The organism is Microcella sp., assembly GCF_019739195.1.
GTDB lineage: Bacteria > Actinomycetota > Actinomycetes > Actinomycetales > Microbacteriaceae > Microcella.
The window spans coordinates 172,886-192,806 of record NZ_JAHHDS010000002.1 but is presented as its reverse complement, the minus strand read 5'-3'; the positions used below and the strand labels follow the sequence as shown (position 1 = coordinate 192,806).

Here is a 19,921-nt window from a genome sequence, read left to right as displayed (position 1 = left end):
GTGCTGCAGCCGATCATCGCCGGGGTCATCGGCGCGCTCACGGGCTTCGCGAGCTCGTTCGCCCTCGTCATTGCCGGGCTGCTCGCCGTCGGGGCGAGCCCCGAGGAGGCCGCGAGCGGACTGCTCGCGCTGTGCATCGGTCAGGCGCTGCTCGCCGCGCTGCTGTCGTGGCGGTTTCGCCTGCCGCTGAGCTTCGCATGGTCAACACCCGGCGCTGCGCTGCTCGTCGCGGCCGAGGGCACGACCGGTTCGTACAGTGCGGCCATCGGCGCCTTCATCGTGTGCGGGTTGCTCATTCTCGTGAGCGGGCTGTGGGCACCACTCGGCCGCGCGATGACGCGCATCCCGATGCCGCTCGCCGGGGCGATGCTCGCGGGTATCTTGTTCCCGATCTGCATCGCGCCCGTCACCGCAGTGCTGCAAGAGCCCCTGCTGGCGGCTCCGGTGATCATCGTGTGGCTGCTGCTCATCAGGTGGTTACCGCGCTGGGCGGTGCCGGCCGCCATGCTCGTGGCGATCATCGGCGTCGTCATCAGTGCCGGTAGCGAGTGGATGACCGGCGCTACCTTGGCACCGGGCTTCACCGTCACTCTGCCGACGTTCGACCCGCTCGTCATCGTGTCGCTCGGCGTGCCGCTCTACATCGTCACGATGGCCGGGCAGAACGTCCCAGGCTTCGCTGTGCTGACGACCCTGGGCTTCCGTGGTGTGCCGGCGCGCACCGTGCTCGCCGCGACCGGTGCCGCCACCGCGCTCACGGCGCCCTTCGGCGGCTATGCGCTCAACCTCGCGGCGCTCACGGCCGCGCTGATGGCCGGGCCCGACTCGCACCCCGACCCTGCGCGCCGCTGGATCGCCCCGATCGCGGGCGGCGTCACCTACGTGCTGCTCGGTCTGGGGGCGGGAGTCGCGACGGCCCTTGTCTCGGCGGCCCCGCCGATCCTCATCATCGCCGTCGCCGGGCTGGCGCTGCTCGGGGCCTTCACGACAGGTCTCGTCAGCGCGTTCGAGGTGCCCGAGACTCGGCTGACCGCGGCGGTGACCCTCATCGTCGTCGCGTCGGGTGTTGTCGTGCTCGGTATCGGCAGCGCGTTCTGGGGGCTACTCGTCGGCGCACTCGTCATGCTCGTCACCCGCCCGCGGCAGCCGAGGAGTATGGTCGAGGGCGCCCCAGCAAAGGAGCCGGAATGACCACCACCCAGCCCACCCGCACCGCTGCCGCCGACCACCGCCGAGATGCCGCCATCGGTGCCGCGCGCAAGGGAGCGATCTACGGCATCATCGTGTCGTTCTCACTTGCCGCCGTCGTCGGCATCATCGCCCTGCTGAGCGGCGACTTCGGCGAGACGCAGGGCCGCATCGTGCTCACGACCCTGCTGCTCGGCGCCACGAGCATCACGGCGCTCTGCCACCTCGCCATCGCCGACCGGGCCATGCGTATCGTCGGATTCGTCGGTCTCGCGGCCAGCACGGTGACGCTCGTGGCCGGCCTGGTTCTGATCTGGCGCGACTGGGATTCGCCGGGCTTCGACGAGTGGCTCAAGGTGTTCGCGACCGCGGGCATCATCGCGGTGAGCTTCGCGCACGCGAACCTGCTGCTGCTGCTCGCCGGGCGACGGCGTGCGGTCATCCGCATCGGGCTCATGATCACGCTCGTGATGATCGCGGCGGTGGCGATCATGATCATTCTGCCCATCGTGAGCGAGGGCGAGATTCCCGGGTACGAGAACGAGGAGTGGTACTGGCGACTGTTCGGCGTCGTCGGCATTCTCGACGTGCTCGGCACGGTCGTCGTGCCCGTGCTGGCCATTTTCGTGAAAGATGCGCCGGCCGTCGCGGTGGCCGATGCGATGGGTGCGGATGCTGCTGCCGGTGCCCCCGCGCCCGCCGGGCACCTCTCACTCGCGCTGCCCACCGACCTCGCCGAAGCCCTCGAGCAGCGCGCCGCGGCCGATGGGGTGGATGCGACCGAGGCCGCCGTCGCCGCCCTGCGCCGCGGCCTGCAGTAGCCGTGGTCGCTAGCCTGGCCTCATGCCCCACGCGCACAATGACCTTCCGCTCGACGAGACCTCGCGCGTAGCGCTCGAAGCCGAGGAGCTGCGGTACGCCGTCGTCGATACCGACGATGCCGATGAGCACGACCGATGGCTGCAGGCCGATCACCGCGGGTTCCACTTCGACGCCTTGACGGTGGAGCAGCTCGCCGAGTACCGCACCGCGCTCGCTGGCACGCGTTCGATCGGGGTGTGGGATACGGCGACGGCAGAGCCTGATCATCCGATCGCGACGGTCGGTTCGTGGCGGTCGACCGTCAGCCTGGGTGACGGCCGCGCGCTCGACGGCTGGGCCATCAGTGCGGTGTCTGTCGCGGCCACCCACCGCCGTCGCGGCATCGCGCGCGCTCTGCTGGAGGGCGAGCTTCGCGCGGCGCACGCGGCGGGCCTTCCGCTCGCGATGCTCACGGTGTCTGAGGCGACGATCTACGGCCGATGGGGTTTCGGCCCCGCCGCCTACACGGCCGACTACCGCATCGATACGCGCGGGCTGCAGATGACGGCTGTGATGCCGAGCGGCCGCGTTCACCGCGTCAGCGCACCCGAGCTACGGGGGCTCGCGCCCGTGCTGGCAACTCGGGCGCACGAGCGCATCGCCGGCGAAGTTCCGGGCAAAGAACTGCTGTGGGACCGCATGTTCGCAGTGTCGGCCCGTACGGCTTCTCATGCCCCGAAGCTGCGAGCCGCGCGCTACGACGACGAGCACGGCGAGCCGCAGGGCTTCGTGCTCTACTCGGTCGCTGAGGACGAGGCCGACTTCGCCGCTCACACGCTCACCGTCGAGTACCTGTGCGCAGCGACCGACGACGCCTACGTGGCCCTCTGGCACTACGTGCTCGATCAAGATCTGGTGGCAACAGTGCTCGCCCATCTCCGGCCCGTTGACGAGCCGCTGCCCTGGCTCGTCTCCAACCCGCGCGCCGTGCAGACGATCGCGAGACGCGAGCACCTGTGGCTGCGCGTGCTCGATGTGCCCGCGGCACTGACTGCTCGACGCTATGCCGCGGCCGATGCGGTGCTGCTGCGCGTCACCGATCCGCTCGGCTTCGCCGAGGGCGCGTGGATGCTCGCCACCGATTCCGACGGCGTTGCGACGGTCACGGCGCACGACGGCGGCTCCGGCGGCGCGGCGGTCATCGACCTCGGCGCCGAGGCGCTCGGTGCGCTCATGCTCGGCGGCACCCCGGTCGACGCGCTGCGTGTTGCCGGCCGCCTGGTTGAGGGCTCGCCCGGCTCGGCGGCTCGCCTCGACGCGATGCTGCGCGTCTCGCGCGCGCCGTGGCTCAGCACCTGGTTCTGACGCGTCGCTTCTACGGTGCCACCCGAGCACTATCGTCTGGCACCAGGCGATCGACTAGCAGCTCGACTGCTCGATCAGGCGTCATCGATGACCCCATGGGTGGGCCGAGCAGGTCCATGAGCAGTCCGTCGATGGCCCAGTGGAGCAGTGAGACCTCGACCTCGCCGCCTGGCAGGCCCGAGGCCCGGTGGTAGTCCACATCGAACTGAAATGCTCGTTGCACGGTGGCGGTCACCAGTTCGGCAACCTCGGCATTGCGAGTTGATTCGATGCGGAGCTCCCAGAGCGCCAAGATCAAGGTCGGCTCGTCTGTTGCGCGGCGAACGATATCGCGCATGTAGTCGGCGAAGGTGTCTCGGTTGCGCGGCAGCGACTCGAGTCGGTGCAGCACGTCGGGGTCGGGTTGAAGGCGTTCGTACACCCGCTCGGCGAGCGCACTGAGCAACGCGGCTCGGTCGGCAAAGTAATTCGATGTGGTGCCGGCGGGCACCCCGGCTTCAGTGTCGACGGCGCGGTGGGTGACGCCACGCAGGCCAGAGCGGGCGAGCAGCAGCAGCGCGGCATCGCTGAGCTGCGCGCGTCGGTAGGGGTTAGCGACCATGAGCACAGTCTAGACAGACCACTATCGACGTAGTAGTTTCAACCACGACACCTGTTGTGAAAGGAACCACGATGCGCCACTTGATCTACTACATCGCGACGAGCATCGACGGCATGATCGCTGAAGCCGACGGGTCGACCGACCGCTTCACGAGCGATCCGAGCGCGCTGAGCGCGCTCGCCGAGCTCTATCCGCAGTCGTTTCCGACACCGTTCCATCAGCAGCTCGGCATTGCTGAAGCCGCGTCATCGTCGGCATGGAGCACCGTCGTCATGGGTCGAGAGACTTTCGAGCCCGCGCGGCGGGCCGGGCTGCGCTCGCCCTACGCGCATCTCGACCAGTACGTGGTGTCGACGACGCTGAGCCGCGACATCGAACCTGAGGTGACGCTCGTCGACAGTGACCCCGTCGAGTTCATCCGAAGACTCAAGTCGACGGCATCGGGAGACATCTGGTTGTGCGGCGGCGGACGACTCGCCGCCAGCCTGCACGACGAGATCGATCGTCTGATCGTGAAGGTGAATCCCTTCATCGCTGGTCAGGGCCGACCACTGTTCAGTGCGCCCCTGCCGAGCTCGAACTGGAGCCTGATGAGTCGCCGCGACATGCCCGCGGGCATTGTCGTGCTCGAGTACGAACGGGCCCTGGCGGCGTGATGTCGACTACGCGACGAGCCCGCGGCGCGCGAGCAGCGGCTCGATGACGGCGTCGCGCCCGCGGAACTCTCGGTAGGCGTCGAGCGGGTCGCCCGCGCCTCCGAGCCCGAGCACATAGTGCCGGAACCGGTCGCCGTTGGCCCGCGTGAGCCCCCCGTTCTCCTCGAACCACTGCACGGTGTCGGCGTCGAGCACCTCGCTCCAGATGTAGCTGTAGTAGCCGGCGTCGTAGCCGCCGGAGAAGGTGTGGGCGAAGTACGTCGAGCTGTAGCGCGTCGGCACCGCGGGGTTGTCGAGACCCACGCGTGTCAGGGCAGCGGCTTCGAACGCGGCGACATCCGTGACGGCAGCGGCCTCGGCGGCGCTGAGCGTATGCCAGGCCTGGTCGAGCAGCGCCGCAGCGAGGTACTCGCTCGTCGCGAATCCCTCGCCCCACAGCTGCGCGGCGCGCACGCGGTCGAGGGTCTCGGCCGGGATCGGCTCGCCCGTGACGTGGTGCACCGCGTAGTCGTTGACGATCTCGGGCCAGAGCATCCACATCTCGTTGACCTGGCTGGGGAACTCGACGAAGTCGCGGTACACGTTCGTGCCCGTGAACCGCGGGTAGGTGACGTGGGCGAAGAGCCCGTGCAGCGCGTGCCCGAACTCGTGGAAGAACGTGTTGACCTCGTCGAAGGTCAGCAGGGTCGGCTCGCCCGCGGCGGGCTTGGGCACGTTGAGATTATTGACGACGATCGTCGGATGCTCGAGCAGCGTGTTCTGCCCGATGAGCTCGTTCATCCACGCGCCGCCACGCTTGCTGTCGCGGGTGTACAGGTCGAGCAGGTAGAGCCCGAGGTCGGATCCATCCTCGTTGCGCACCTCGAACACCCGCACCTCCGGGTGGTACCCGACGAGGTCGGTGCGCTCGGTGAAGGTGATGCCGTAGACCTTCGTCGCGGCGGCGAAGACGCCCTGCTGCAGCACGCGCTCGGCCTCGAAATAGGGGCGTAGCTCGCTCGTGTCGACGTCGTAGTCGGCCTTGCGCACCTTCTCGTTGTAGAACGCCCAGTCTTGCGCTTCGATCGAGTGGCCGGCGAGAGCCGCGAGCTTCTGCTGCTCGGCAGCGGCGTTGCGTGCTGCCGCCGGGGCGAGGCGATCGAGCATCTCGGCGACGCGCGCGGGGGTCTTCGCCGTCTGATCGGCCGTGACGAACGCGGCGTGGTTGTCGAAGCCGAGCAGGGCGGCGCGCTCTGCCCGTAGCTGCACGATCTCGAGCAGCACCTCGCGGTTGTCGTGCTCACCGCCGCGGCTGCCGCGGGCGCGCGACGCCGCCATGATGCGGTCGCGCACCTCGCGGTTCGTGAGGCTCTCGAGCCAGGGGTGGCCGGTCGGCAGCACGAGCGTGATCAGACACTTGCCCTCGAGGCCGCGGTCGGCGGCGGCCTGGGCGGCGGCGCTGATCTCGCCGGGGGAAAGGCCGTCGAGGTCGGCCGCGTCGTCGATCACGACAGCGAGCTCGTTGGTGTCGGCGAGCAGGTTCTTCTCGAACTTGGTCGTGAGTGTCGAGAGGCGAGCGTTGAGCTCGCTCAAACGCGTCTTCTGCTCGTCGTCGAGGCCCGCGCCCGCGAGGGTCATCTCGGTGTAGTGCCGTTCGACGAGGTAACGCTGCTCGGGAGTCAGCGCCAGCTCGTCGAGCCGCCCGTGCAGCTGCGCGATGCGCCAGTAGAGCGCCGAGTCGAGCTTGATGGCGTCTTCGTGGGCGGCGAGCTTCGGCGCGAGCTCTTCTTCGAGGGCGTTCGTCGCGTCGTTCGAGTCTGCTGACGCCTTGTTGTAGAAGACCCGCAGCACACGCATGAGCAGCTGCCCGCTCGACTCGAGCGGCACCATGGTGTTCTCGAAGCTCGGCATGTCGCGGCGACGGGTGATGTTCTGAATCTCGGCGAGTTGCTCGGCCATGCCCTGCTCGATGGCGGGCGCGTAGTGGTCATCGGTGATCTCGGCGAACGGCGGCAGTTGGTAGGGCAGGGTGCTGGGCACGAGGAACGGGTTCGACATGAGATCTAGCCTAGGCCCGCACATGCAAAGAGATGCTTGCAAAGAACACCTTGCAAATAAAGCATTGCAAAGAAGTGCTTGCAAAGAAGTCTTTGCATTGCTATTCTGCTCGTATGGGACACGCCAGCACCGACACCGAGGGCCGCATCGCCGACCTCGACGGCCTCAAAGCGCTTGCGCATCCGTTGCGTGTGCAGATCATCGAGGCCCTGTCGACCTACGGTGAGCAGACGGCGAGCCGGCTCGCAGAACGCCTCGGCGAGTCGAGCGGAGCCACGAGCTACCACCTGCGTCAGCTCGAGAAGCACGGCTACGTGCGCGAGGTCACTGATCGCGGAACCGGTCGCGAGCGGTGGTGGGAGCGCGTGCCCGGCCCCATCCAGCTCGGCAACGCCGAACTCGACGAGACCGAGGCCGGCCGAGCCGCGTCGCGCGTCATCATGCGCGAGTGGCTGCACCACCGAGAACTCGGTCTGCGCGACGTCATCGAACGCGGACACGAAGTCTTGAGTCCCGCCTGGCGCGACGCGCTCGCACTGCAGTCAGCAAGCGTGCACGTCACCGCCGAGCAGCTCGACGACCTCAACCACCGTGTCAGCGATCTCATCGTCGACTTCGCCCGCGAGCACCGCGGCCAGCGCGTCCCGGGCTCGCGACCGGTGCACCTGCAGTACTACGCCTTTCCCGTTCTCGACGGCGAAGAGATCGCCGCCGAGACCTCGGCTTCGGCCGAGACCACCGACCTCGTCACCGACTCCTCCTCTGAATCGAAGGGATGATCGCCATGACCACGGCATCGATCTCGCTCACCGTGCCGCACCGCCCTGTTTCGAACCGCCGAACGCCGTTCTTCCGGCGACTTGTGCTCTCGACAGGCCTTGCCCTCGTGACGTGGGCGCGTCGCCCCGTGCAGCGACCGACGCACGAGCAGCAGGCCCTGCGGCTCGCTGCGCAGGCCGCGGCGGCACGGCAGCGCGACAGTCTGCGCTACGGCATCGCCCAGTAGCGCGACGCGCCGGGCAGCCGCCCGGCCCCTGAACCGGCACCCCGCACTGAGCACCATGGGCCCCGACGCACCAGGATGATCCGAGCATCCGCGTCGGTCCGGGAGATACGCCCCGGCCCTCCTGGTGCTCAGGGCGGGGTGCCCCTTTGTGCCCGCTAGGGCGCCGAGGGCGTCTCGATCGACACGGTGCCATCGGGCGCCACCCGAATCGTCGTGCCGTCGTCGAGTTCGACGACGGGTCGCCCCTCGAGCCACGTGAGGGTCCAGCGCCAGGCGCTCGTGTCGAACGTCGCGAGCTCGCCCTCGACCGCGGTGATGGCCTCGCGCACGTCGGCGCTCAGGCGTGCGGGCGGCTCGTCGCCGACCGACCAGCGGGTTCCCAGTTGCACGCTTCAGACCTCCCACTCATAGGTGACCCAGGTCGCGCGGGTCGCCAACCGGTCATAGACGCGCTGCGCGCGCTCGTTGTCGGCGGCCGTGATCCAGCGCACCGTTCCGCCGCCGTGGGCGCGGGCGTGCGCAGCGACGGCCTCGAGCAGCGCGGTGCCCGCACCCGAGCCGCGCACCTCGGGCACGGTGTAGAGGTCGTCGAGAAACCAGCCAGGGCCGGCCGTGAAAGTGTCGGGCTGCTCGCGCAGGTGCGCAAAGCCTACGAGCTCGCCCTCGGCCTCGGCGACGAGGCAGACGAGCGGGTGCTCAGCATCCATCAGCCAGGCCCACACGCCGTCGAGAATCTCGTCGCTGAACGCGGTCTCATAGAACACACCGTAGGCCGTGAACAGTTCGCGCCATCGAGCCGCATCGCGCGCCTCGATCGGCCGCACGGTCGTCGTCATCTCGCTCATGACTCCAGTCTGGCCGACGCGCCGCCGTCAGGCTCATCGACCCGGAGTGTCGCTGACACTGACATTCGAGCTGTCGCTGCGGCGTGTCGCTCCTCTGATCGCGGCGTGTCGCGCCGAGTACCGGGTGGTTGCGACACCTTCCGGCAGTCCACCCTGCACAGGGGGGGGCTGACAGGCGCAGACAACCCACCATCGGGGGCAGGATGCTGCGCTCAGGCCTGCGGCAGCTCTCCGAGCTCGATCTCGACCACGGAGACCTCGTCGGCCGGGGTAATCGTGAGCGACGCAATGCGTCCGACCGCGGCGAGATCGGCTGCCGCCAGTTCGAGCAGGCTCGGCGCCGCGATCACGCAACTCGTGACGGGCGTCTTCTGCGAGGCCTTTGCATCGGTCTTCGCGCGGCGGATGCCGATGAGAGCCTGCGACGCGAGGGGCAGCAGGCCGCCGTGTTGGGCGTCCACCCCCAACTCGTCGACCGTCGGCCACGGGGCGCGATGCACCGAGTCAGTGTGCGTCCAGCTCCACACCTCTTCGGTGGCGAAGGGGATCACCGGGGCGAACAGTCGCACGAACACGTCGATCGCGAGTTGCAGCGCCGTGACGGCACTGGCCTGTCCGGCCTCGCCCTGCGAGCCGTAGGCGCGCTCTTTCACCAGTTCGAGGTAGTCGTCGGTGAAGGTCCAGAAGAACTGTTCGGCGGCTTCGAGGGCGCGCGCGTGCTCATACTCTTCGTAGGCGCGGGTCGCGGTCGCGACCACCTCACCCAGGGTTGCGAGCATGTCGATGTCGAGGGGCTCGGTGACAGCATCCGGCCCCGTCGCGGTGCCCGCGGGCGCCTCGAACGAGTAGACGAACTTGGCGGCGTTGAGCACCTTGATCGCCAGGCGGCGGCCGATCTTCATCTGCTTCGGGTTCTGCGGGTCGAACGCCGCATCGGTGCCGAGGCGCGACGAGGCGGCCCAGTAGCGCACCGCGTCGCTGCCGTGCTCGTCGAGCATCGCGGCCGGAGTCACGACGTTGCCCTTCGACTTCGACATCTTCTTGCGGTCGGGGTCGACGATGAAGCCCGAGATTCCGGCGTGCTTCCAGGGCAGGGTGCCGTGCTCGAGCTCGGCGCGCAGCACGGTCGAGAACAGCCACGTGCGAATGATGTCTTGACCCTGGCTGCGAAGGTCGTAGGGGAAGACCAGATCGAACAGCTCGGGGTCGTCTTCCCACTTGCCGGCGATCTGCGGAGTGAGCGACGAGGTCGCCCAGGTGTCCATGATGTCGACCTCGCCGATGAAGCCGTTCGGCTGGCCGCGCTGGGCCTCGTCGAAGCCGGGGGCGGGCATCGAGGCGGGGTCGACGGGCAGCAGGTCTTCGCTCGGCACGATCGGCTCACCGATCTGCTCGCCGTGCTCGTCGAGGCGGTACCAGACGGGAATCGGCACGCCGAAGAAGCGCTGGCGCGAGATGAGCCAGTCGCCCGAGAGGCCGCCGACCCAGTTTTCGTAGCGCACGCGCATGAAGTCGGGGTGGAAGGCGATCTCGCGGCCGCGCTCGAGCAGGCGCGCGTTGAGGTCTTCGTCGCGCGCGCCGTTGGCGATGTACCACTGTCGGGTCGTCACGATCTCGAGCGGCTTGTCGCCCTTCTCGAAGAACTTCACGGGGTGCGTGATGGGGCGCGGGTCGCCGATGAGGTCGCCCGACTCGCGAAGAAGCTCGACGATGCGCGCCTTCGCGCTGAACACCGTCTTGCCGGCGAGCTCGGCGTAGGTGTCGAGCGCAGCACCCTCGATACCCTCGGGGGCCTCGGCGAGAATGCGGCCGTCTTTGCCCAGGATGGGGCGCAGGCCCAGGTCGAGCTCGCGCCACCACACCACGTCGGTCACGTCGCCGAAGGTGCAGACCATGGCGATGCCCGAACCCTTGTCTTGCTGCGCCAAGTGGTGAGCGACCACCGGCACCTCGACGTCAAAGAGCGGCGTGCGCACGGTCGTGCCGAAGAGCGCCTGATAGCGGGGGTCATCAGGATGCGCGACGAGGGCCACGCACGCGGGAATCAGCTCGGGGCGCGTCGTCTCGATGTCGATCGTGCCGCCCTCGGGCGTGTGGAACGACACTCGATGGAAGGCCCCGTGCATCTCTTTGTCTTCGAGCTCGGCCTGCGCGACCGCGGTGCGGAACGTGACATCCCACAGCGTCGGGGCGTCAGCACGGTAGGCCTCACCGCGGGCGAGGTTGCGCAGGAAGGCGCGCTGCGCTGCGCGCTGCGCGTCGTCACCGATGGTGCGGTAGGTCTGGCTCCAGTCGACGCTGAGGCCGAGCATCCGCCACAGATCTTCGAACTGCTTCTCGTCTTCGACCGTCAGCTTCTCGCACAGCTCGATGAAGGTGCGACGCGAGACGGGCACCTGGTCGGCGGCCTTCGAACTCGCGTTGTCGCCGCCCTCGAACGGCGGCGTGAAGTCGGGGTCGTAGGGCAGCGTCGGGTCGCAGCGCACGCCGTAGTAGTTCTGCACGCGACGCTCGGTCGGCAGACCGTTGTCGTCCCAGCCCATCGGGTAGAAGAGGTTCTTGCCGCGCATGCGCTGAAAGCGGGCGGCGAGGTCCATGTGTGTGTAGCTGAAGACGTGGCCGATGTGCAGCGAGCCGGAGGCGGTCGGCGGGGGAGTGTCGATGGCATAGACCGAGTCGGGGCCAGCTTGCACCGCGGCCGCGCGGTCGAAGCGGTAGGTGCCGTGGCTCTCCCACACCTCGCCCCACTTGTGCTCGAGCCCTTCGAGGGCGGGCTTGTCGGGCAGGCTGGCGTGGCTCATCGCGGGTCTCGCTTCGCTATAGGCGGCACCGTGTCAGAGATTAAGGGTGCCTGAGTGTGGAGTGTAAATTCATCGTACCGGCCCGGCATCGGCGTACCGTGAAGAGGCATGACGACGGATGCTCCCGCTCCTCCTGCCCGATATGACGACCTTCGCGCGGTCTTCATCAACTGCACGCTCAAGCGCAGCCCTGAGGTGAGCCACACCGAGGGGCTCATGCGCCGCAGCGTGGCGCTCATGGAGGCGCAAGGCGTCGATGTCGATCTCGTTCGACTCGTCGACCACGACGTGGCGCCGGGCGTCTACCCCGACATGCGCGAGCACGGCTGGGATTCCGACGAGTGGCCAGCGCTGTGGCCGCTCGTCGAGCGTGCCGACATCGTCGTCGTCGGCACCCCCATCTGGCTCGGCGAGGTCTCGTCGCAGTTGCGCCTGCTCATCGAGCGCCTCTACGCCCACAGCGGCGAGACGAACGATCGCGGGCAGTACGTCTTCTACGGCAAGGTCGGCGGTGCCCTCATCACCGGCAACGAAGACGGGGTCAAGCACAGCGCCATGTCGACCCTGTACAGCCTGCAGCACATCGGTTTCACGATTCCGCCGGCCGCCGACGCGGGATGGATCGGCGAGGTCGGGCCGGGCCCGAGCTACCTCGACGAGAATTCGGGCGGGCCCGAGAACGACTTCACGAACCGCAACACGACGTTCATGACCTGGAACCTGCTGCACCTCGCGCGCATGCTGCGCGACGCCGGCGGGGTGCCGGCCTTCGGCAATGTGCGCAGCGCCTGGAACGACGGTGAGCGCTGGGGCTTCGACGCGAACCCCGAGTATCGCTAGTCGCGCGTGACGGTCACCGTCTTGTGGGTCAGACGACCCGACGAGTCTTCGAGCGTGACCGTGTAGATCTGGCTCGCCTCAGAGCACTGGTAGTTGAAGGTGTACGTCGCCGTGGTCGGCACCGACTCGAACGGCTCGGCCTTCGCGTTGTTCGTGCCGATGCCGAACCAGGCGCCCGTGGCATTGCTGCTGCTCCAACTCCACGTGATCGCGACCGAGCTTGAGGTGTCGGGGCACGTGGCCTTGTTGGGGCCGTTGAAGGTCGCGAAGCTCGGGCTCTGCGGGGGCGGAGGCGGAGCCGCAGTCGCACTCGGCTCCTCGCTCGGCTCCTCACTCGGTTCGTCTGACGGCTCGGGGCTCTCAGCCTCGGTGGGCGTCGGCGTCGGCGACTCGGTCGTCGTGAACTCGGGCGTCGGCCCGGCGTCGTTGGTGCCCCCACTGCTGAGCAACACGACGATGAGCACGATCAGTGCGACGAGAATGGCCCCGGCGATCGCGAGCAGAGCGATGAGCATGCCGCGCTTCTGGCCGTCATCGTCGGCCTTCGTGGCGGGTGCCTCCGGCGTGCCGGCCTCGGGCAACGGCTCGGTCGGGGCGTCGAAGCGCTCGGTGGGGGTGTCGTCACTCATCACGGCTCCTGCGTCGGCTCGGCGGTGCGGCCGAGGCCGCTGTCGGCCCCGGTGGCGCTCAGCCTAGAGTGCTCGCCGGTTGCGGGGCCAGAGCCGATTCTTCGACTGGCTCGGCGTCATCGCGGTCGACGCGGATGCGAATCGCGACGAGTGACGACACGAGCGTGATGAGCGACATGCCGGCGAGCACGACGGCGGGGTGCCACCAGGCCTGGCCGGTCGCCACGCCGAGGGTGCCCGTGAGCGCGGGCACGAAGCCGGCGACGACCGCGGCCAGCGCGTAGGCGAACCCGAGGGCCGAGTACCGGTAGCGCTCGTCGAACAGCTCGGTGAAGATTCCGCCGAGCGCCGCCCAGCTCATCGTCGGAAGAATGCCGCCGATGATCATCATGCCGACGAGGAAGCCGAAGCTCGCTTCTTGCAGGAAGAAGTAGATCGGAAACGCCACGAGCAGAGTGCCGAGCGCTCCGATAGCGACGACCATTCCCGACCCGATGCGCGTCGCCCAGGCGCCGAAGAGCGGAATGGTGACGAGCTGCAGCAGTCCGCCAGCGGTCGTCGCAATGAGCAGCTCGTAGTAGTCGAAGCCGAGCACGGCGGCGCCGTAGTTGATCGTGTACGTGTTCATGAGCGAGTACGAGCCGATGCCGAGCAGCGCGACGCCCACGGCGACCACGATCGTGACCGGCTGGGCGCGCAGCAGCGCGGCGAGGGGGATGCGCGGCGCGCGGCCAGCATCCTTCACCGCTGTGAAGACAGGAGTCTCGGTGATCGCCAGCCGCAGGTAGAGCGAGATGGCGAGCAGCGGAATCGCGGTCAAGAACGGCACGCGCCAGGCCCACTCGGCGATCTCTTCGCTCGTGAGCGCGAGGGTCAGCCAGATGAAGGCGATGGCCGAGAGAATCGACCCGATGGGCGAGCCCAGCTGCGGCATCGCGGCGGCGAACGCGCGCTTGGCCCGGGTCTCGTGCTCGGTCGCGATGAGCACGGCGCCACCCCACTCGCCGCCAAGCGAGACGCCCTGCAGCACGCGCAGCAGCACGAGCAGCACGGCACCGAACCACCCCGCCTGGTCGTAGGTCGGCAGCACGCCGATGAGGCCGGTGGCGACTCCCATCATCGTGATCGTGACGATCAGGATCGTGCGTCGGCCGATGCGGTCGCCCAGGTGGCCGAAGATGATCGCGCCGAGCGGCCGGATCACGAACGCGACGCCGATCGTCGCGAGCGCGGCGAGGTTCGCCCCCACCTCGCCGAGCGGTTCGAAGAAGAGCGGCCCCGCGAAGAACGCCGAGAAGTAGGCGAACAGGTAGAAGTCGTACGACTCGAGCGAGGTGCCGACGAGCGAGGCCCAGCGGGCTCGACGTGCGATGCGCGGGTCGGAGGGGACGACGGGGGCGGCAGCGGTCTCTGTACTCACAAGAGGTCGAGCGTACCCGCAGCACGAAGTATTCCCCGGCATCGGCCCGCTACCATAGACGCAGAGACAGTGAACCGGCCATCACCGGGGAGTTCTCGGAAGAACGTCTACCTAGGTAGACCACTAGACCCGAGCGGGGCAGGCCCGTCACAGCCGATGCAGAGAGGCGCAGCATCCCTTCAGCAAAAGGATGCCGCGCAAGCGGGGTGGTACCGCGGCAGGCCGGTCACGGCAGGTCGTCCTCGCGGAAAGTGATCGCAGCATCCACTGACCGCAGCAACCACCGACCGGAGTCACCATGGTTTACCCCCTTCATCGCGACGACACGTCGGTCGTCGCCTCGCCGAGCTTTCCGTCGCTCGAGCACGAGGTGCTGGGCTACTGGGCCGCGCACGACACCTTCCGACGCTCGGTCGCTCAGCGCGAAGGCTGCGACGAGTGGGTCTTTTACGACGGCCCGCCGTTCGCCAACGGCCTGCCGCACTACGGCCACCTGCTGACGGGATACGCGAAAGACGTCTTCCCGCGCTTCCAGACGATGCGCGGCAAGCAGGTGCACCGCCGATTCGGGTGGGACACCCACGGGCTGCCCGCCGAGCTCGAGGCGATGAAGCAGCTCGGCATCACCGAGAAGGCCCAGATCGAAGAGATGGGCGTGCAGGCGTTCAACGCCAAGGCTCGCGAGAGCGTGCTGCGCTACACCGACGAGTGGCAGAGCTATGTGACGCGTCAGGCGCGCTGGGTCGACTTCGAGAACGACTACAAGACGCTCGACATCACGTTCATGGAGAGCGTGCTGTGGGCCTTCAAGACGCTGCACGAGAAGGGCCTCGCCTACGAGGGCTATCGCGTGCTGCCGTACTGCTGGCGCGATGAGACACCGCTGTCGAACCACGAGCTGCGCATGGACGACGACGTCTACCAAATGCGGCAAGACCAGTCGGTGACCGTGACCTTCCCGCTCGTGGGCGAGAAAGCCGAGGCGCTCGGGCTCACCGGCGTCGAGGCGCTCGCCTGGACGACGACCCCCTGGACCCTGCCGACGAACGCGGCGCTCGCCGTGGGCCCGGCGATCGAGTACGCGATCGTGCCGCGAGGCACCGAGATCGAGCCGACGGATGCCCGCACCTTCCTGCTCGCCGCCGACACCGTCGCGGCCTACGCGAAAGAGCTCGGCTACGCCGACGCCGCGGCCGCGCGCGACGCGATCTCGCGCACGATCTCGGGCGCCGAGCTCGGCGGCGTGCAGTACGACCGCCTGTGGGACTACTTCGTCGACGACTACGGGCCGCAGGCCTTCCAGATTCTCGTCGCCGACTACGTGGCCACGGGCGAGGGTACGGGCATCGTGCACCAGGCGCCCGCCTACGGTGAAGACGACCAGAACACCTGCGCCGCCGCGGGTATCCCGACCATCATCTCGGTCGACGACGGCGGCAAGTTCTTGGCCGTCGTCTCAGAAGTTGCCGGGCTGCAGGTCTTCGACGCCAACAAGACCCTGGTCGGCATGCTGCGCGAGCAGGGTCGCCTACTGCAGCTGCGCAGCTACGAGCACAGCTACCCGCACTGCTGGCGGTGCCGCAACCCGCTCATCTACAAGGCCGTCTCGAGCTGGTTCGTGCGCGTCACCGAGTTGCGTGATCGCGCGCTCGAGCTGAACGAGCAGATCACCTGGGTGCCCGGCAACGTCAAGCACGGGCAGTTCGGCAAGTGGCTCGAGGGCGCGCGCGACTGGTCGATCAGCCGCAACCGCTACTGGGGCAGCCCGATCCCGGTCTGGAAGAGCGACGACCCGAATCACCCGCGGGTCGACGTCTACGGCTCGCTCGCCGAGCTCGAGGTCGACTTCGGTGCCCTGCCGCGCAACGCCGAGGGCGAGGTCGACCTGCACCGCCCCTTCATCGACGAGCTCACGCGCCCGAACCCCGACGACCCCACGGGGCAGTCGACCATGCGCCGCATCGAGGATGTCTTCGACGTCTGGTTCGACTCGGGTTCGATGCCCTTCGCCCAGGTGCACTACCCGTTCGAGAACGCCGACTGGTTCGAGAGCCACAACCCGAGCGACTTCATCGTCGAGTACATCGGGCAGACCCGCGGCTGGTTCTACACGATGCACGTGCTCGCCACGGCGCTGTTCGACCGGCCGGCGTTCTCGAGCGTCATCAGCCACGGCATCGTGCTCGGCAACGACGGCCAGAAGATGTCGAAGAGCCTGCGCAACTACCCCGACGTGGGCGAGGTGTTCGAGCGTGACGGCGCCGACGCCATGCGCTGGTTCCTCATGTCGAGCTCGGTCATTCGCGGCGGCAACCTCGTCGTCACCGAGGAGGGCATTCGCGCGGGGGTGCGCGAATTCTTGCTGCCGCTGTGGAGCACCTACTACTTCTTCACGTTGTACGCCAATGCCGGCACGCTCGGCGAGGCTCGTCGCCGCAGCGACTCGACGAACGTGCTCGACCGCTACCTGCTCGCCAAGACGCGCGATCTCGTGGTCGAGGTGACGACCCAGCTCGAAGCCCTCGACGCCCCGCTCGCCGCTGCCGCCCTGCGCGACTTCGCCGATGTGCTCACCAACTGGTACGTGCGCCGGTCGCGTGATCGCTTCTGGGCGGGCGATGATCGGGATGCTCACGACACCCTCTTCACCGTGCTCGAGACCCTCGCCCGCCTGTCGGCCCCGCTCGCGCCCCTCGTTGCTGAAGAGGTCTGGCGAGGCCTCACGGGCGGCGAGAGCGTGCACCTCACCGACTGGCCGCAGGCCGAGGACTTCCCGGCTGACGCGTCGCTCGTCACCGCGATGGACCGCGTGCGCGCGATCGCCAGCTCGGGCCTGGCGTTGCGCAAGGCGCAGGGCCTGCGCGTGCGCCTGCCGCTGCAGACCCTCACGATCGTGACGCCTGACGCGGCCGCGCTCGAGGCGTTCAGCGACATCGTGCGCGATGAGCTCAACGTCAAGACGGTGACTCTCGTCGAGTTCGACGAGCAGCTCGTCGCCGAGTACGGCATCGCGCGCCGCCTCGCCGTCAACGCGCGCGGCCTCGGCCCGCGCATCGGCAAGCAGGTGCAGCAGGTCATCGCCGCGGCGAAGGCCGGCGACTGGTCGATCGACGGCGACAGCGTGACAGCAGGCGGCATCGCGCTCGAGCCGGGGGAGTACACACTCGAGCTTGAACTCGACGACCCTGCCGCCGCCGTGGCCTTCTTGCCCGGCACGGGGTTCGTGCTACTCGACACTCGCGTCACCCCCGAGCTCGCCGCCGAGGGTCTCGCGCGCGACGTCGTGCGTGCCGTTCAGCAGGCGCGCAAAGACGCGGGGCTCGACGTGAGCGACCGCATCGCGCTGAGCCTCGGCTCTGACGACGAGACGACTCGCGCCGCGATCGCAGCGCACGAAGCGCTCATCGGCTCAGAGACGCTCGCCACCTCGATCGACGTCGGTGCGGCTGGCGAGGGCGAGACGACGGCGGTCGGCGACGGAGCATCCGTCACGGTGAAGGTGGTGCGCGCATGACCCCCGCAGACCGCAACGCCGACGACCGCGCGGCCGCCGAGGCGGTGCACGCCGAACTGCTGGCGCGCATCGGCGAGGCCACGCCGCAGCCGCGCCTCGGGCCGACCCGTCGCGCCGCCGAGTTGCTCGGCGACCCGCACCGCAGTTTCGCGATCGTGCACGTCACGGGCACGAACGGCAAGACGTCGACGGCTCGCATGATCGAGAGCATCCTGCGCGCCTACGGGCTGCGCACGGGCCTGCTCACCAGCCCGCACCTCATGCGGCTCAACGAGCGCATCGTCATCGACGGCGAGCCCATCAGCGACCGCATGCTCGCCGACACCTGGGGCGACATCGCGCCCTACCTGCTCATGGTCGACGCCGAGCAGGCCGCCAACGGCGAGGCACCCCTGAGCAACTTCGAAGCGCTCACCCTGCTGTCGTTCGCGGCCTTCGCCGATGCGCCCGTCGACGTCGCGATTCTCGAGGTCGGCATGGGCGGCGAGTGGGATTCGACGAACATCGCCGATGGCGACGTCGCTGTGCTCACGCCCATCGCGCTCGACCACGAGAAGTTTCTCGGCAGCACGGTCGGCGAGATCGCGCGCACGAAGGCCGGCATCATCAAGCCCGCAGCCACCGTCGTCTCGGCCCTGCAGCAGCCGGAGGCGATGGACGAGATTCTCACCGCCTCCGAGCGCGACGAGGCCGAGCTGGTCTGCGAGGGCGTCGGCTTCGCGCTGACGGATGCCCGCCTCGCGGTCGGCGGACAACTCATCGATGTGCGCGGCAGGGCGGGGGAGTACACCGAGCTCTTCGTGCCCCTCTTCGGCATCCATCAGGCGCAGAACGCGGCCGTCGCCATCGCGGCTGTCGAGTCGTTTCTCGGCAATGGCACTCAGCGGCTCACCGACGAGGTGCTCGCCGAGGGTCTGGGCACCGTCACGAGCCCAGGGCGCCTGCAGCTCATCGGCATCGAGCCGAGCGTGCTCATCGATGCCGCGCACAACCCGCACGGCGCTGAGGCGCTCGCCAAGGCCATGCTCGGTTCTTTCGCGTTCGAGTCGGTCACGGCGATCGTCGGTGTGCTCGACGACAAAGACGTGCGCGGCATCATCGAGGCTCTTGACCCCGTCGTCGACCGCTTCATCGTGAGCAGCAGCGGCACTGCGCGCTCGCTGCAGGCGGACGAGCTCGCCGAGACCGTCGCGTCGATCGCGGGCGCCGACCGCGTGCAGGTCGAGCCGAGCCTCGCCACCGCGATTGACCTCGCGCGGCAGGAGGCCGGCCCCAACGATGCCGTGCTCATCACGGGGTCGGTGACGATGGCCGGTCAGGCGATGCTCATCGCGGCAGAGCAGAATTGGGCACTGTGAGCGACGCACCCTCGACCCTCGATACGCCAGAGCCCCGGCGCCCGCGCCGCGACCGAAGCGCGACCGAGTCGCTGCTGAGCATCACGCTCGGCATGGAGATTCTTGCGGTCGCCTTCGGCACGCTCGCCATCAACGGACTCGGCGTGCTGCCCTCGTCAACCGTCTTTCTCGGCGGCGGTGTGCTCGTGCTGCTGCTCATCGTGGCGATGCGCGTCGCGCGTTACCGCTGGGGCGTGTGGTTCGGCTCTGCGCTGCAGGTGCTGCTGCTCGCCACGGGGTTCATCGAGGTGCTCGCCGCCGTCACCGCCGCCGTGTTCGTCGCGTTCTGGATTTACGGTGTCGTGAAGGGGCGCCAGCTCGACGACGCGAAGGCCGCCTACCTCTCATCATCCGACTCGACCGATCAGGAGACCACATGACTACCACCGTTGAAGAGACCCTCGTACTGATCAAGCCCGACGGCGTCGCCCGCAATCTGACGGGAGAGATTCTGCGCCGCATCGAGGCGAAGGGCTACCAGCTCGTCGACCTCAAGCTCGTGCAGCCCGACCGCGATCTGCTCGCCGCGCACTACGCCGAGCACGAGGGCAAGCCCTTCTACGAGCCGCTCGTCGAGTTCATGGAGTCGGGCCCCGTCGTCGCCGCTCGCGTCGCCGGCAACCGCGTCATCGAGGGCTTCCGCTCGCTCGCCGGCACGACCGACCCCACGACGGCTGCCCCCGGCACGATTCGCGGCGACCTCGGCCGCGACTGGGGCCTGAAGGTGCAGCAGAACCTCGTGCACGGCTCTGACTCGCCCGAGTCGGCCGCGCGCGAGCTCGCGCTCTGGTTCGACTAGACCGCTGACCGGCGGGGCGTCG

The 19,921-nt window shown here is 68.5% G+C and carries 18 protein-coding genes; 11 read left to right on the top strand and 7 right to left on the bottom strand.

What is annotated here, in order from left to right; translation table 11 throughout:
- From KL788_RS01590 to KL788_RS01580, 3 genes are read left to right on the top strand one after another with little or no spacing between them, the layout of a single operon-like run.
- A complete protein-coding gene (locus KL788_RS01590) occupies window positions 1–1,191 on the top strand; it encodes a benzoate/H(+) symporter BenE family transporter (RefSeq protein ID WP_293167881.1) in 1,191 nt (396 codons plus the stop codon).
- A complete protein-coding gene (locus KL788_RS01585) occupies window positions 1,188–2,009 on the top strand; it encodes a hypothetical protein (RefSeq protein ID WP_293167879.1) in 822 nt (273 codons plus the stop codon). The genes KL788_RS01590 and KL788_RS01585 overlap by 4 nt, the downstream gene beginning before the upstream one ends.
- A 22-nt stretch (window positions 2,010–2,031) precedes the next feature.
- Window positions 2,032–3,354, top strand: a complete 1,323-nt coding sequence (locus KL788_RS01580; RefSeq protein ID WP_293167877.1) for a GNAT family N-acetyltransferase — start codon at window positions 2,032–2,034, stop codon at window positions 3,352–3,354.
- Between the two features lie 10 nt (window positions 3,355–3,364).
- On the opposite strand, the gene KL788_RS01575 is transcribed toward KL788_RS01580, so the two are convergent.
- Window positions 3,365–3,955 (bottom strand): TetR/AcrR family transcriptional regulator, encoded by a 591-nt coding sequence (locus KL788_RS01575; protein ID WP_293167875.1) that lies wholly within the window; start codon window positions 3,953–3,955, stop codon window positions 3,365–3,367.
- A 71-nt stretch (window positions 3,956–4,026) separates the two neighbouring features.
- On the opposite strand from KL788_RS01575, the gene KL788_RS01570 reads away from it, so the two are divergent.
- Window positions 4,027–4,611, top strand: coding sequence for a dihydrofolate reductase family protein (locus tag KL788_RS01570; RefSeq protein WP_293167873.1), 585 nt, complete (start codon window positions 4,027–4,029; stop codon window positions 4,609–4,611).
- Window positions 4,612–4,617: 6 nt separating this feature from the next.
- Here the strand turns inward: KL788_RS01570 and KL788_RS01565 are convergent, their stop codons facing one another.
- Complete coding sequence (locus KL788_RS01565) at window positions 4,618–6,648, bottom strand: M3 family metallopeptidase (RefSeq protein ID WP_293167871.1); 2,031 nt, start codon at window positions 6,646–6,648, stop codon at window positions 4,618–4,620.
- Between the two features lie 113 nt (window positions 6,649–6,761).
- Between KL788_RS01565 and KL788_RS01560 the strand changes: the two genes are divergently transcribed.
- Both KL788_RS01560 and KL788_RS01555 read left to right on the top strand, forming a co-directional pair.
- On the top strand, window positions 6,762–7,427 hold the full coding sequence (locus tag KL788_RS01560; RefSeq protein ID WP_293167869.1) for an ArsR/SmtB family transcription factor: 666 nt from the start codon (window positions 6,762–6,764) through the stop codon (window positions 7,425–7,427).
- A 5-nt stretch (window positions 7,428–7,432) separates the two neighbouring features.
- On the top strand, window positions 7,433–7,654 hold the full coding sequence (locus KL788_RS01555; RefSeq protein ID WP_293167867.1) for a hypothetical protein: 222 nt from the start codon (window positions 7,433–7,435) through the stop codon (window positions 7,652–7,654).
- A 155-nt stretch (window positions 7,655–7,809) separates the two neighbouring features.
- Here the strand turns inward: KL788_RS01555 and KL788_RS01550 are convergent, their stop codons facing one another.
- The 3 genes from KL788_RS01550 to valS form a co-directional block, all read right to left on the bottom strand.
- Window positions 7,810–8,043, bottom strand: a complete 234-nt coding sequence (locus KL788_RS01550) for a hypothetical protein (RefSeq protein ID WP_293167865.1) — start codon at window positions 8,041–8,043, stop codon at window positions 7,810–7,812.
- 3 nt (window positions 8,044–8,046) lie between these two features.
- On the bottom strand, window positions 8,047–8,499 hold the full coding sequence (locus KL788_RS01545; protein WP_293167863.1) for a GNAT family N-acetyltransferase: 453 nt from the start codon (window positions 8,497–8,499) through the stop codon (window positions 8,047–8,049).
- 212 nt (window positions 8,500–8,711) lie between these two features.
- Window positions 8,712–11,300, bottom strand: coding sequence for a valine--tRNA ligase (valS, locus tag KL788_RS01540; RefSeq protein ID WP_293167861.1), 2,589 nt, complete (start codon window positions 11,298–11,300; stop codon window positions 8,712–8,714).
- A gap of 108 nt (window positions 11,301–11,408) precedes the next feature.
- Here valS and KL788_RS01535 point away from each other — a divergent pair, with 108 nt between their 5' ends.
- A complete protein-coding gene (locus KL788_RS01535) occupies window positions 11,409–12,140 on the top strand; it encodes a flavodoxin family protein (protein WP_293167859.1) in 732 nt (243 codons plus the stop codon).
- Here the strand turns inward: KL788_RS01535 and KL788_RS01530 are convergent.
- Window positions 12,137–12,769, bottom strand: coding sequence for a hypothetical protein (locus KL788_RS01530; RefSeq protein WP_293167857.1), 633 nt, complete (start codon window positions 12,767–12,769; stop codon window positions 12,137–12,139). The genes KL788_RS01535 and KL788_RS01530 overlap by 4 nt on opposite strands.
- 58 nt (window positions 12,770–12,827) lie before the next feature.
- Window positions 12,828–14,189: an MFS transporter gene (locus KL788_RS01525; protein WP_293167855.1), complete on the bottom strand. Its 1,362-nt coding sequence runs from the start codon at window positions 14,187–14,189 to the stop codon at window positions 12,828–12,830.
- Between the two features lie 298 nt (window positions 14,190–14,487).
- Here KL788_RS01525 and ileS point away from each other — a divergent pair, with 298 nt between their 5' ends.
- The 4 genes from ileS to ndk are packed head-to-tail and all read left to right on the top strand — an operon-like array spanning window position 14,488 to window position 19,899.
- Window positions 14,488–17,703 carry an isoleucine--tRNA ligase gene (gene ileS / locus KL788_RS01520; RefSeq protein WP_293167853.1) on the top strand — a complete coding sequence of 1,072 codons (3,216 nt, stop codon included), beginning with the start codon at window positions 14,488–14,490 and terminating at the stop codon, window positions 17,701–17,703.
- Complete coding sequence (locus KL788_RS01515) at window positions 17,700–19,061, top strand: bifunctional folylpolyglutamate synthase/dihydrofolate synthase (RefSeq protein WP_293167851.1); 1,362 nt, start codon at window positions 17,700–17,702, stop codon at window positions 19,059–19,061. Before ileS ends, KL788_RS01515 begins: the two co-directional genes overlap by 4 nt.
- Window positions 19,058–19,480, top strand: coding sequence for a DUF4233 domain-containing protein (locus KL788_RS01510; RefSeq protein ID WP_293167849.1), 423 nt, complete (start codon window positions 19,058–19,060; stop codon window positions 19,478–19,480). Before KL788_RS01515 ends, KL788_RS01510 begins: the two co-directional genes overlap by 4 nt.
- Window positions 19,477–19,899 (top strand): nucleoside-diphosphate kinase, encoded by a 423-nt coding sequence (gene ndk, locus KL788_RS01505; RefSeq protein WP_293167847.1) that lies wholly within the window; start codon window positions 19,477–19,479, stop codon window positions 19,897–19,899. The genes KL788_RS01510 and ndk overlap by 4 nt, the downstream gene beginning before the upstream one ends.
- Window positions 19,900–19,921 lie beyond the last annotated feature (22 nt).